12 protein-coding genes (1 of these 12 only partly in view) are annotated in these 11,711 nt (G+C 74.7%); 5 read left to right on the forward strand and 7 right to left on the reverse strand.

The annotated features are described in order from the left end of the window. From M446_RS12220 to M446_RS12240, 5 genes are all read right to left on the reverse strand, one after another. A protein-coding gene (locus M446_RS12220) for an autotransporter domain-containing protein (RefSeq protein WP_150108641.1) crosses the window boundary here: on the reverse strand, positions 1 to 245 show its start. It extends 292 nt beyond the left edge of the window; 245 of the gene's 537 nt are visible here — the first part of the coding sequence; its start codon is at positions 243 to 245; its stop codon lies off the left edge, out of view. Positions 246 to 448: 203 nt separating this feature from the next. Then, positions 449 to 673: a hypothetical protein gene (locus M446_RS12225; protein WP_012332404.1), complete on the reverse strand. Its 225-nt coding sequence runs from the start codon at positions 671 to 673 to the stop codon at positions 449 to 451. A gap of 67 nt (positions 674 to 740) precedes the next feature. Then, positions 741 to 2,975, reverse strand: a complete 2,235-nt coding sequence (locus tag M446_RS12230) for a xanthine dehydrogenase family protein molybdopterin-binding subunit (protein WP_012332405.1) — start codon at positions 2,973 to 2,975, stop codon at positions 741 to 743. Continuing rightward, entirely contained in the window at positions 2,968 to 4,026 is a 1,059-nt protein-coding gene (locus M446_RS12235; RefSeq protein WP_012332406.1) for an FAD binding domain-containing protein, read from the reverse strand. Before M446_RS12235 ends, M446_RS12230 begins: the two co-directional genes overlap by 8 nt. Beyond that, positions 4,023 to 4,529, reverse strand: coding sequence for a (2Fe-2S)-binding protein (locus tag M446_RS12240; protein ID WP_012332407.1), 507 nt, complete (start codon positions 4,527 to 4,529; stop codon positions 4,023 to 4,025). The genes M446_RS12235 and M446_RS12240 overlap by 4 nt, the downstream gene beginning before the upstream one ends. Before the next feature lie 378 nt (positions 4,530 to 4,907). Here M446_RS12240 and M446_RS12245 point away from each other — a divergent pair, with 378 nt between their 5' ends. Then, the gene (locus M446_RS12245) at positions 4,908 to 6,137 is read left to right on the forward strand and encodes a sensor histidine kinase (RefSeq protein WP_012332408.1); all 1,230 of its coding nucleotides are present in this window, start codon (positions 4,908 to 4,910) and stop codon (positions 6,135 to 6,137) included. A 111-nt stretch (positions 6,138 to 6,248) separates the two neighbouring features. Here M446_RS12245 and M446_RS12250 read toward each other — a convergent pair whose 3' ends face one another. Further along, positions 6,249 to 7,322 carry a patatin-like phospholipase family protein gene (locus M446_RS12250; protein ID WP_012332409.1) on the reverse strand — a complete coding sequence of 358 codons (1,074 nt, stop codon included), beginning with the start codon at positions 7,320 to 7,322 and terminating at the stop codon, positions 6,249 to 6,251. Positions 7,323 to 7,480: 158 nt separating this feature from the next. Here M446_RS12250 and M446_RS12255 point away from each other — a divergent pair, with 158 nt between their 5' ends. The 4 genes from M446_RS12255 to egtD all read left to right on the forward strand — a co-directional run bounded on the left by M446_RS12255 (position 7,481) and on the right by egtD (position 10,957). Then, positions 7,481 to 8,101 (forward strand): DUF1989 domain-containing protein, encoded by a 621-nt coding sequence (locus tag M446_RS12255; RefSeq protein WP_012332410.1) that lies wholly within the window; start codon positions 7,481 to 7,483, stop codon positions 8,099 to 8,101. Positions 8,102 to 8,280: 179 nt separating this feature from the next. Then, the gene (gene gntA, locus M446_RS12260) at positions 8,281 to 9,048 is read left to right on the forward strand and encodes a guanitoxin biosynthesis heme-dependent pre-guanitoxin N-hydroxylase GntA (protein ID WP_012332411.1); all 768 of its coding nucleotides are present in this window, start codon (positions 8,281 to 8,283) and stop codon (positions 9,046 to 9,048) included. Next, positions 9,048 to 9,995 (forward strand): methyltransferase, encoded by a 948-nt coding sequence (locus M446_RS12265; RefSeq protein ID WP_012332412.1) that lies wholly within the window; start codon positions 9,048 to 9,050, stop codon positions 9,993 to 9,995. Before gntA ends, M446_RS12265 begins: the two co-directional genes overlap by 1 nt. Beyond that, positions 9,992 to 10,957, forward strand: a complete 966-nt coding sequence (egtD, locus tag M446_RS12270) for an L-histidine N(alpha)-methyltransferase (protein ID WP_012332413.1) — start codon at positions 9,992 to 9,994, stop codon at positions 10,955 to 10,957. Before M446_RS12265 ends, egtD begins: the two co-directional genes overlap by 4 nt. A gap of 248 nt (positions 10,958 to 11,205) precedes the next feature. Here the strand turns inward: egtD and M446_RS12275 are convergent, their stop codons facing one another. After that, positions 11,206 to 11,544: a hypothetical protein gene (locus M446_RS12275; protein WP_012332414.1), complete on the reverse strand. Its 339-nt coding sequence runs from the start codon at positions 11,542 to 11,544 to the stop codon at positions 11,206 to 11,208. Positions 11,545 to 11,711: the final 167 nt, after the last annotated feature.

The raw sequence follows: 11,711 nt of genomic DNA on the forward strand, positions 1-11,711 counted from the left end.
CCTGCGAAGGCCGCGAGGGGCGCCGTGCGCGGCTGCGCCCCGGCCCGCGCCACCAGCGAGGCGAGATCGGTGCCGCGCACGCTCTGGGTCTGGGCCGCGTCGCCGGCCTCGGTGTAGCCGTCGACGCGCGTGGTCGCGTCGGTCAGCGCGGTGACCGGGCCGAGGCGCCGGCCGTCCGTCGCGCTGGCCCCGCAGGACGCCGCCGCGTCCGCCTCGCCTGCATCCGCCCCTTGGTTCCATAAGATCCCTTATGCGAATCGGGTGTGTCGGCGCAAAGGAGACTTGTCGTCCGACATCTGGTTGATGGCTTGGCCATCTCCCATTTCGGCAATGCGGATGTCGGCGTCGCTCAGGCGCCGTGCCGGATCGCACGACCGGCCTTCCCCGCCGGGCAGCACAATCGAAGGCCCAGAGCAGGCTTGCGGCTTCGGCCCGAGCGAAGCCTGCCCTAGCGGTGCACCGGCCCTTCCGACTTCGCCGTGCCCAGGATGCACAGCGACACCCCGACCACGCCCACGACCGTGCCCAGCGCCGATTGGTGGATGAAGGACCAGTAATAGCCCGGGCCGCCGACGGCGATCCCGGCGAGGGTCAGGAGCAGGCCGCGGAGGAAGACCGGCGGCTTGGCCTCCGGGAGTTTGGCGTGCGGCGTATAGGTCGGGGTGGCGTCCATGCGCGGCCTCGCGGAGCGTCCCCCGTCAACGTCCGGCGCGCGGCCCGGGGTTCCGGGCCGCGCGCCGTCACAGCAGCTGGTCGAGCGTGATCGGCAGGCTGCGCACCCGGATGCCCGTCGCGTGCCAGACCGCGTTCGCCACCGCGCCCGCCGTTCCGGTGATGCCGATCTCGCCCACCCCCTTGATCCCGAGGGCGTTGACGTGCGGGTCCGCCTCCTCGACCAGGATCGCCTCCAGGGCGGGCACGTCGGCATTCACGGGCAGGTGGTACTCGGCGAGGTTCGCGTTCATGATCCGGCCGGTGCGGGGATCGTGGACGGCCCTCTCGTGCAGGGCGAAGGACAGGCCCCAGATCATCCCGCCGTAATATTGGCTGCGCACGAGGCGCGGGTTGATCACGCGCCCCGCCGCGAAGGCGCCCACGAGCCGCGTGCAGCGCACCTGCCCGAGATCCGGATCGACCTTCACCTCCGCGAAGACGGCGCCGTGGGCGTGCATCGCGTAGGCCTCGCGCGCCGCCGGATCGCCCGCGCCCTTGCCCCGCCCCTCGACGGAGGCGCGGCCCGCCCGGGCCAGGATCTCCGTGAAGGCCTCGCCGCGGCCCTCGTCGTCGCGGCGCAGCAGCCGGCCGCCGCGGGCGACCACCCCGGCATTGCCGGCCCCGAAGAGCGGCGAGCGCTCGTCCGCGGTGGCCAGCGCGGCGAGTGCGGCGATCGCGGCGGCGCCCGCCTCGTGGATCGCCGCCCCGGCCGTCGCCGTGTGGGCGGAGCCGCCGGCGATGCCGCCGTTCGGGAGCCGGGAATCGCCCATCCGGAACGCGACGGCGTCGATGTCGAGGCCGAGGGATTCGGCGGCGATCTGGGCCAGGGCGGTCCAGGCCCCCTGCCCCATGTCGTGGGCGCCGATCTCCACCGCAGCCCCGCCATCCGCCCGGATCTCGGCGCGCGCCTCGGCCTCGAACATCAGCGCCGGGAAGGTCGCGGTCCCGAGGCCCCAGCCCACCAGGAGCCCGTCGGTGTCGCGGCGCTGCCGCGGCGCGCGCGGGCGCCCGGCCCAGCCGAAGCGCTCCGCGCCCTGCCGGTAGCACTCGCGCAGGGCCTTCGACGAGAAGGGCCGGCCGGATGCGGGCTCGCGCTCGGCGTAGTTGCGCAGGCGGAATTCCAGCGGGTCGAGCCCGCAGGCCTCGGCGAGTTCGTCGACCGCGCTCTCCAGCGCCGCGCTGCCCGTCGCCTCGCCGGGCGCACGCATGAAGAGCGGCGTGCCGGTGTCGAGGCGCAGGGCCCGATGCGTCGTCCTGAGGGCGGGCGTCGCGTAGAGCGTGTGCGACACGCCGCCCGCCGGCTCGATGAAGTCGTCGAAGCGGCTGGTCGCGGTCAGCGTGCCGTGGTCGAGGGCGGTGAGCCGGCCCTCGGCATCGGCGCCGAGCCGCAGCCGCTGGCGGGTGGGCGCGCGGTGCCCGACCGGCCCGTACATCTGATCGCGGCGCAGCACCAGCTTGACCGGCCGCCCGGCGAGGCGGGCCGCCATGATGCCGAGCACCTGCGGCCCGGAAATCATGCCCTTCGAGCCGAAGCCGCCGCCGAGGAAGGGGCTCCGGATGTGGACGTCGTCGGGCGCGATGCCGAACAGGCCGGCGATCCGCCCCTGGGCCATCGCCATGCCCTGGCTCGGCGTGTCGAGGGTCAGGCGGTCCCCGTCCCAGGACACCACCACGGCGTGGGGCTCCATGGCGTTGTGGTACTGCGCAGGCGTCTCGTAGGTCGCGTCGATCCGCGCGGTCGCCCGGGCGAGGCCGTCCTCGACGTCTCCGACCGCGAGGTCGGCCGGCTCCCCGACCCCGACCGCGGGCGGCGCGAAGGCAGGCCCGGCGTCGAGCCCGATCGCGGGCGGCTCGCTCTCGTAGGTCGGGGCGAGCAGCGCGGCGCCCTCGGTCGCCGCCTCCAGCGTCTCGGCGATCACCACGGCGATCGGCTGGCCGGGATAGCGCACCTCCGGGCCCTGGAGCAGGTCGAGCCGGAAGGTGAAGGGGTCGTGCTTCTCGTCGGGGTCCTGCGCCAGGGGCGGCGCGTTCTCGGGCGTCATCACCGCGACGACCCCCGGATGCGCCAGGGCGGCCGGCGCGTCGAGGCCCGCGACGCGCCCGCGGGCGATGCTGCTCGTCGCGAGCACGGCGTGGAGCAGGCCCTCCGGGTGGTGGTCCGCCGCGTAGCGCGCGGCCCCCGTCACCTTGAGGGTCCCGTCGCGCCGCGTCAGGGGCTGGCCGAGATTCGAGCCGTGGCGGAGGCGGGCGGGCTCAGGCATGGGCGTGCTCTCCGGGGGCGGGGGCGAAGACCGAGGCCGGCAGGGCCGGCAGGCGCTCCGGCGTGCCGGCGGCCGCGCGGGCGAGCGCCCGGGCGACGAGGCGCCGCGCGAGCGGGATCTTGAACGCGTTGTCGCCCGAGGGGACCGCCCCGGAGAGCGCGGCCTCGCCCGCGCGGGCGAAGACTTCCGGCCCGGGAGCCGCGCCGGCGAGGAGCGCCTCCGCCTCGCGCGCGCGCCAGGGCTTCGCCGCCACCCCGCCGAGGGCCAGGCGCGCCTCCGCGATCCGCTCTCCGTCGAACCGCAGGGACGCCGCCGCCGACACCGACGCGAAGGCGTAGGACGTGCGCTCGCGCAGCTTGAGGTAGCGCGAGTGGCCCGCGAAGGCGGCGGCCGAGGGCGGAAGCCGGAGGGCGACCACGAGCTCGCCCGGAGCCAGCAGCGTCTCCCGCTCCGGGTGATTGCCGGGCAGGAGGTGGAAGCCGTCGAGGGGCAGGTCGCGCCGCCCCTGCGGGCCCTCCACCTCCGCGACCGCGTCGAGGGCGACCAGGGGCACGCAGAAATCGGACGGGTGAGTGGCGATGCAATGCGCGCTCCAGCCGAGCACCGCGTGCGCGCGGGTCTCGCCCCCGCGCGCGTCGCAGCCCGCGCCCGGGACGCGCCGGTTGCAGGCGCTCGCCGGGTCGTAGAAGTAGGGGCAGCGCGTGCGCTGCAGGACGTTGCCGGCCGCGGTGGCGGCGTTGCGCAGCTGCGCGGAGGCGCCCGACAGCAACGCCTCGGCCACGGCCGGACAGGCGCGGGCGAAGTCCGGGTCGGCGGCGAGGTCGGCGTTGCGCACCAGCGCACCGATGCGGAGGGAACCGTCGGGCAGGGTCTCGATCCGGTCGAGACCGGGCAGCCGCGTGAGGTCGACGAGCCGCGTCGGGCGCTCGATCCCTCCCTTCATCAGGTCGACGAGGTTGGTGCCGCCGGCGAGGAAGGCGGAGCCCGCCCCGGCGCCGGCCGCCACCGCCTCCGCGATCGTGGCCGGGCGAAGGTACTCGAACCGGTTCATGCCGCCTCTCCCCGGCCCTGCTTCTCCGCTCTGGCGAGGCGCGCCCGCGCGTCGCGCACCGCCTCGGTGATCCCCGCATAGGCGCCGCAGCGGCAGAGATTGCCGCTCATGCCCTCGCGGATGCGCTCGGGATCGTCCCCCGCCAGCCCCTCGCGGATCAGCCCGATCGCCGACATGATCTGCCCCGGGGTGCAGTAGCCGCATTGCAGCGCGTCGTGGTCGAGGAAGGCCTCCTGCACCGGATGGAGCGCCCCGTCCCGCGCCACGCCCTCGATCGTCACGACCTCGGCGCCGTCGAGGCTGACCGCGAGCGCCAGGCAGGCATTCACGCGCCGCCCGTCGACCAGCACCGTGCAGGCGCCGCACTGGCCGCGGTCGCAGCCCTTCTTGGTGCCCGTGAGGGCGAGCCGCTCGCGCAGGAGGTCGAGGAGCGTCACCCGCGCATCCTCCAGGACGAGCGCGCGCGCGTCGCCGTTCACCGTGAGTGTGATCGGTATGGTCATGCCGGCTTCCTGTTCGGAACCCTTACACTAGGTGCCGCGGCGGGGCCGGCCAGCCCCGCTCGTCCCCGGCCCCGCTCCCGCGACACCGTGTCGGCCGGTCCTCGACCATTCCGGCCGCCGCGGCGCCGGCGGGAAGACCAGTTCAGACCCCGCGCGCCGCCCGCTCGCGCCGGACCGCGCAAGGTGGCGACCGGGGGCAATGCTCCGGCACGGCGTCGCTCCACTGCATGGTCGGAATCCTGACAGTCAACGCGGCCGGCTTGCCTTTGCGGACGGCCCATGCCACGCCCCGCGAAGGCATCGCTCGGCTTGGTCGCGGTCCGTCGATCTTTGGGGTGAGCCCGCGAGACTTGCGAGCGGCGACGGCGGGAGTTCCGGTTGAGTGAGCGTGAGGAGCCGGCCGCCGTCGCGGCCGAGCGGGTGACGGAGCTGGAGGCCGAACTGGCGCGGCTGCGCCGCTCCCTCGACGAGGCGACCCGGCGCGCCGCGGCGGAGACGCCGACGAGCCATGCCGGGCACGAGCGGGAACTGGCGGAGGCGAGGGCCGAACTCGCCCTCGCCCAGGCCCGGCTCGCCGAGCTCGAACAGTCCAATGCCGGTCTCCACGCCGAGCGGCTGAGTCTGACGGCGAGCGAGGCGCGCTACAGACTCGCGGTCGAGAGCGCCCGCGACTACGCGATCTTCACCACGGACCTCACCGGCCGCATCACCGGCTGGAACACCGGGGCGGAGGGCCTGCTCGGCTGGAGCGAGGCCGAGGCCCTGGGGCAACCGCTCAACCTCATCTTCACGCCCGACGACGACCGCGCCGCCATCGCGGAGGCGGAGATGCGCCTCGCCGTCACCGAGGGCCGGGCCGAGGACGACCGCTGGCACCAGAGGCGCGACGGCAGCCGGTTCTGGGCCAACGGGGTCATGATGCCGCTGCGCGACGACGCGGGCGCGCTCGCGGGCTTCCTGAAGATCCTCCGCGATCGGACGGCGCAGAAGAAGGCCGAGGAGCACCAGGCGCTGCTGCTGAACGAGCTGAACCACCGGGTGAAGAACACGCTCGCCACCGTCCAGGCCTTCACCACCCAGACCCTGCGCAGCGCCGCCTCCCTGGCGGAGGCCCGAGAGGCGATCACCGCCCGCCTGATCGCCCTGTCCAAGGCGCACGACGTGCTGACGGACGAGAACTGGCAGGGGGCGGACCTCGCCCAGATCGTCGCGGACGCCCTGCGCCTGCACGGCGACGGCCAGCGCTGCCGCTGGCAGGGCAATCCGATCCGGGTCTCCGCGCGGATCGCGCTCGCCCTCGCGATGGTGCTGCACGAACTCGCCACCAACGCGACCAAGTACGGCGCGCTCTCGAACGCCCACGGGACCGTGGCGGTGACGTGGCGCATCGCCGAGGAGGACGGGGAGCCGCGCCGCGCGCCGCGCCTGAGCCTTCACCTGCGCTGGGAGGAGCGCGGCGGCCCGCCCGTCCTGCCGCCGACGCGCCAGGGCTTCGGCTCGCGGATGATCGAGCGCGGCGTCGGCAGCGAACTCGGGGGCACGGTGCGGCTCGCCTACCCGCCGGAGGGCGTCGTCTGCGACCTTCACCTGCCGCTGGAGATGGGCTGATCCGCCGTCCGGACGCTCAATTCCGGACAGCGGATGACACGCCCGCGCGGCGCTTGAGCGACGCCGACATCCGCGTGACGACGCAATCCGTCGGGTGTCGTGTGACGCCCCTCAGGGCAGGCGCGCCCGCCCGAGTCCGTCCCCCGCCCCGTCCGGGACCGACAGGTAGGTGAGCCGGTCCGGTCCGGGCGCGGCCTCGCGCAGGCGCTCGAGGCCGCGACGGATGTCCCGCCGCCCCGCGGCCCAGCGGTCGCGGATCGAGGATGGGGAGAAGTCGAGGGTCTTGGCCGAGACCTCGTCGGGTCCGCCCTGATAGGCGAGATGCAGCAGGGTGGCCCGGGCGCCGTCGGGCTCCAGCCGGGCATGCAGCGCGTAGTCCCGCCGCAGCGCGGCCACGCTGCGCCGCGTCGCGCTCGCGAAGATGAGGTCGTGCGCCCGCTCCAGCACGGCGTCGAGGCTGCGCGGGCGCGGCGCCCGCAGGCTGAACAGCTCGGCCGCGATGCAGAGGAGGTCCCGCTCCGGCGGATCCGCCAGCACCAGGTCGAGCGGCACGTTGTTGGTGTAGCCCGCGTCGCAGTAGAGGCGCCCGGCGATCTCCACCGGCGGGAAGGCCGGGATGATCGAGGCGCTCGCCAGGATGTGGTCCGGCCCGATGCCCCCATCCGCCGTGTCGAACCGCACCTCGTCGCCGGTCTCGACATCGACCGCGGTGACCGTCAGCCGGGTGTCGCCCCGGTTCAGGCGGTCGAAATCGACAAGCCGCGTCAGGGTCGCGCGCAGCGGCGCGAGATCGTAGAGGGCGACGTCGTTCGGCATCCAGGGCAGGGCCGACCACAGGCCCGGGAAGCGCTGGCGGAAGAGCGAGGGCCGGCCGGCCAGGGCCGCGAGCGCGGAGTGGAGGCCGTTATAGGTCTGGCGCAGCTTGGTGGCGCCGGTGGGTTCGCGCAGCGAGTGGACGGCCGCCTCGGCCCAGAATTCCCGCAGGCGGTCGAGGCGGGCCTCGGGCGGGTTGCCGACCAGGAGCGCGCCCGTCACCGCGCCGATCGAGGCCCCGACGATGCGGCGCGGCCGGATCTCCTCGGCGATGAGGTGCTCGCAGATGCCCGCCAGGTAGGCGCCGAGGGCGTTGCCGCCGCCCAGAACCAGGGCGACGTCTTGCGGCAGGGTTCGAGAGGGTGACGGCAAGGCGGGATCCGGGCTGAGGGCGTGTCCGGCTCAATGTCGCGGTTTCGGGCCGGTTCCCCTTCGGGAGCCGGCGGGTGCGGCGCCTCCCGCGCGCTTTCGCCGCGCATCCGCCCGCCCGTCCGGACGTTGCCGCCGCGGTCGTCGAGAGGGGCAGAGGCATGTCGCAGCCGGGTGAGCCGCCGGTCCCGGGTCGGGTCTACGAGATCCCGCCGCGCTCGGGGGTCGCCTTCGCGCTCGACCGCGGGCAGCGCCTCACCGTGATCGATCCGCAGGGGGAGCAGGTCGCGGACCTCCTGGCCTTCCGCCGCGGCGACGTGGAGGAGGTGATCTCCTCGGGGCGCACCATCGACTATGTCGGGCGCATCTTCCTGAGCACGGGCGACCCGCTCTACTCGAACCGGAGCGCCGTGCTCCTGCGCATCGTCGAGGACACGGTCGGCCGGCACGATTTCCTGCTGACGCCCTGCTCGGCCGACACGTTCCGCATCATCTACGGCGACGCGCACCCGCATCACGGCTGCTTCGGCAACCTCGCCCGGGCGCTCGCGCCCTACGGGGTGACGCCCGACCGGATCCCGGTCGCGTTCAACGTCTTCATGCACGTCACCGTGGACGGGGCGAGCGGCGCGATCGCCGTCAGGCCACCGCTCAGCCGCGCCGGCGACCGGGTCGTGTTCGCGGCCGAGGCCGATCTGGTGATCGGGCTCACCGCCTGCTCGGCGCTGCAATCGAACAACTACGCCTTCAAGCCGATCCACTACCGGGTGGATGCTGCCTGATTCCGCGGTGATCGCCCGACCGGGGGCAGGAACAACCCCTACCCGACGAGGTTGTCCCGCCGCCGTGGATGCGTCGCGCGCGATTCTTTCACCGCGTTCTGTTTTCGGCACCCGCCGCGCCAGCGCGCGGCGACGCCGTCGACGGCTCCCTCACCCTGGAAAACCTTGTCCTGCGTGCCATGACCTTTCCCGAGGATGATGCCGACCACCCCCTGGCCAACCGCTTCAGGGCCTTCCTGCGCCGCCCGGCCTTCCCCTGCGTCGGCGCGAAATCCGCCCTGCAGCGCGGGCAACTGCGGCTCGTGGTGGCGGGCGACCTCGCGGCGGGGCGCGACGACGACCGGATCTACCCGGCGCTGCTCGCCTTCGTGGCGCGCACCCGCGAGGCGCCCGGGCTGTTCCAGAGCTTCGCGGTGCTGTTCGAGGGGCCGACCTCCCTGACCGAGGAGGCTTTCGAGACGCATCTCTGGGCGCGCATCCAGGCCCTCTCGGACCGGGACAGCCGGGTCGGCCTGCCCTACGACCCGCGCGTGCGCGCGGACCCGGACGACCCGCACTTCGCCCTGAGCCTCGGGGGCGAGGCCTTCTTCGTGGTCGGGCTGCATCCCGGCGCGAGCCGGCCGGCCCGGCGCTTCGAGGCGCCGGCGCTGGTGTTCAACCTGCGGGAGCAGTTCGTGCGATTGCGCGCGGAGGGGCGCTACGAGAGCCTGCGCGCCGCGATCCTGGACCGGGACCTGGCCTGGACGGGCTCGATCAACCCGATGCTGGCGCGGCACGGCGAGACCTCGGAGGCGCGCCAGTACAGCGGGCGGCTGGTCGGCGAGGCCTGGACCTGCCCGTTCCGCCGCCGCGAGACCGCGCCGCGCGGCGATCCCGACCAGGTGGCGCGCGACCTGCGGGCGGGCGCCTTCCTGGCCCCGCCGCGGGCCCGCACGGAGCAGCTGTGATGATGGCGCTGGACCAGGGCAAGGAGGCGGCGCTGCTGGCGCTGGTGGAGGCCGTCCGCGCCACCGGCTACCGCTTCACCACGGTGACGCCGGCGACGCATGCGCGGGTGAACGGCCGCCCGCAGAACCGGGAGGCGCGCAACCTGCGCGACGTTCTCGGCTGGAGCCGGCCGTTCCGCCCGCACCTCCTGCCCCCGCCGCTGCTGGCGGCCCTGCGAGAGGCCGCGGCGGTCGTGCCCGAGGGCGATCTCCTGCGGCCGGCGCTCAGGCTGTCCAGCCTCGACGGCGAACTCTTCCTGCACTCGGCCTTCCCGCCGCTCGCCGCCGATTCGGTCTTCTTCGGGCCGGACACCGTGCGGTTCGCCGCAGCCGTGCTGGACCATCTCGCCGCGCGCGAGCGCCCGGTGCGGCGCGCCGTCGACATCGGCTGCGGCTCGGGCGCCGCCGGCATCCTGATCGCCAAGCGCGCCCCCGGGGCCGAGGTGGTGCTGGTCGACATCAACGAGAAGGCGCTGCGGGCGGCGCGGCTGAACGCGCGGGCCGCCGGGGTCGCGAACGTGCGCGCGCGGCCCAGCAACATGCTGTCCGGCGTCGAGGGCGCCTTCGACCTCATCGTCTCGAACCCGCCCTTCATGGTCGACGCGGCCGGCCGGGCCTACCGGGACGGCGGCGGCGCCCTCGGCACGGGGCTCTCCCTCGCGGTCGTGCGCGCGGCCGCCGAGCGCCTCGCCCCGGGCGGGACGCTGGTTCTGTTCACCGGCGCCGCGATCGTCGAGGGGGCGGACCCGTTCCGGGAGGCGGCGGCCGCCGCCTGCGAGGCGGCCCGCCTCGCCTGGACCTACCGGGAGGTCGACCCGGACGCCTACGGCGAGGAACTCGACGGGCCGGCCTACGCGGCGGCCGAGCGGATCGCCCTCGTCGTCCTGACCGCCACGAGGCCGGAATGACCGACGTGACCGCAATGCCCGCCGCGCCCGATCGCGCCGCCGAGACCGAGGCCTTCCGGTGCGACGCGCTCGCCGGGCTCGGCCGCACGCCGAGGTCCCTGCCCGGCAAGTACCTGTGGGACGAGACCGGCTCGACGCTGTTCGACCGGATCTGCGGCAGCCGCGACTATTACCCGACCCAGCAGGAGATGGGGCTGCTGCCGGAGGTGGCGGCCGAGGTCGCGGGCGTGGTCGGGCGCGGCGCCACCATCGTCGAGTACGGCAGCGGCGCGAGCCGCAAGATCCGCACCCTGCTCGACCGGCTCGAGGCCCCTGCCCGCTTCATCGCCCTCGACATCTCCTGGGACTTCCTGGTGGCGGCGATCGACCGGCTCGCCCGGGATTACCCGGCCGTGGCGATGCGGCCGGTCCACGCCGACTACGCCCGGCCGATCCGGCTGCCGATCGACCTCGGCGGCGGCCCGGTCCTGGGCTTCTTCCCGGGCACGAGCATCAGCAACTTCGCGCCCGACGGGGCCGTGGCCTTCCTGGGGCGCGTGCGCGACACGCTCGGGCCGAGCCGCCTCCTGATCGGGGTCGATCCGACCCACGACCCGGACCGGCTCCTGCGCGCCTACGGCGGCAGCGACGGCCTGATGGCGGCGCTGCACCTCAACCTGCTGGCGCGCGCCAACCGCGAGATCGAGGCCGGCTTCGATCTCGACGCGTTCCGGCACGAGGCGCGGGTGGTGGAGGATCCGTTCCGGGTCGAGGCCCATCTGGTGGCGCGGCGGCCGACCGCGTGCCGGATCGCCGGTCGGGTCATCGACTTCGCGGCCGGCGAGAGCATCCACACCGACAATTCCTACAAGTACGCGCCGGACGCCTTCCGGGCCCTCGCTTTCGCGGCGGGCTGGGTGCCGAAACGGGTCTGGGTCGACGCGGAGGGGCTCTTCAGCCTGCACCTTCTCAGATGCGATTAAGCGATTGCGGGAGAAGGACGAAGCGGCGCCCCGCGCCGGGCCGAGGCGAGCCGCGGCGGGGTGTCAGCATCGTCCCGTAACTGTCTGATCAAAAGTGACTTTCATGCACCGGAGCCGGGCGCCGATCCGTCCCGGCGGGCGGGGGTGCCCCGCCTCTGCCGCGAGGCGCCCCGGCCCGCATGGCCCGCTCCGTCGTGGACGGGCCGGGAGCGAACCCCCGCCCCGCCCCGCGGATCGCGCCGCGCGCCTCAGCGGTAGCCGTCGTAGCGCTCGCTGCTCCGGCTCATGCCGCGGGCCACGTAGTCGCCCGTGATCGAGCGCTGGCCGAACATCAGCCACGCGAGGCCGAAGCCGATCGCGCCGGCGACGAACCAGCCCGTCATCGTGGCCCCGTCCACGTCGCCCACGTAGTCGCGCCCGCGCTGCACGTAGCGCGAGCCCTGCTCGGCGACGTCGTCCCAGCGGTCAGAGGCCTGGTCGGCGAGATTGCGCGCCGCGCTCGTCGCCTGATCGTAGAGGCTCTCGCCGCCCTGGCCGCCGCGGCCCGTGGTGCTGCGGGGGCCTCCGGCTTGTGTTCCACCAGCCATGTCCATCCTCCTCCGGTCTGACGGCCGGGGACCGGGCCGGCCCCACGGCGATGGCGCCCCCACAACGCCGTGCCGCGCGACGGTGTTCCGCCGGGCGTCGGCGCTCCGCCGCGCGACGGAGCGCCGACGCGGGACGGTGGTGCGGAGCGGGGTGCGCGACCGCAGCG

The organism is Methylobacterium sp. 4-46, assembly GCF_000019365.1.
GTDB lineage: Bacteria > Pseudomonadota > Alphaproteobacteria > Rhizobiales > Beijerinckiaceae > Methylobacterium.

What these genes read in the sequence shown, in the direction of transcription:
- M446_RS12225 (WP_012332404.1), bottom strand. Translation starts at nt 673, where the DNA reads ATGGACGCCACCCCGACCTATACGCCGCACGCCAAACTCCCGGAGGCC.
- M446_RS12230 (WP_012332405.1), bottom strand. Translation starts at nt 2,975, where the DNA reads ATGCCTGAGCCCGCCCGCCTCCGCCACGGCTCGAATCTCGGCCAGCCC.
- M446_RS12235 (WP_012332406.1), bottom strand. Translation starts at nt 4,026, where the DNA reads ATGAACCGGTTCGAGTACCTTCGCCCGGCCACGATCGCGGAGGCGGTG.
- M446_RS12240 (WP_012332407.1), bottom strand. Translation starts at nt 4,529, where the DNA reads ATGACCATACCGATCACACTCACGGTGAACGGCGACGCGCGCGCGCTC.
- M446_RS12255 (WP_012332410.1), top strand. Translation starts at nt 7,481, where the DNA reads ATGTCGCAGCCGGGTGAGCCGCCGGTCCCGGGTCGGGTCTACGAGATC.
- gntA (WP_012332411.1), top strand. Translation starts at nt 8,281, where the DNA reads ATGACCTTTCCCGAGGATGATGCCGACCACCCCCTGGCCAACCGCTTC.
- M446_RS12265 (WP_012332412.1), top strand. Translation starts at nt 9,048, where the DNA reads ATGATGGCGCTGGACCAGGGCAAGGAGGCGGCGCTGCTGGCGCTGGTG.
- egtD (WP_012332413.1), top strand. Translation starts at nt 9,992, where the DNA reads ATGACCGACGTGACCGCAATGCCCGCCGCGCCCGATCGCGCCGCCGAG.
- M446_RS12275 (WP_012332414.1), bottom strand. Translation starts at nt 11,544, where the DNA reads ATGGCTGGTGGAACACAAGCCGGAGGCCCCCGCAGCACCACGGGCCGC.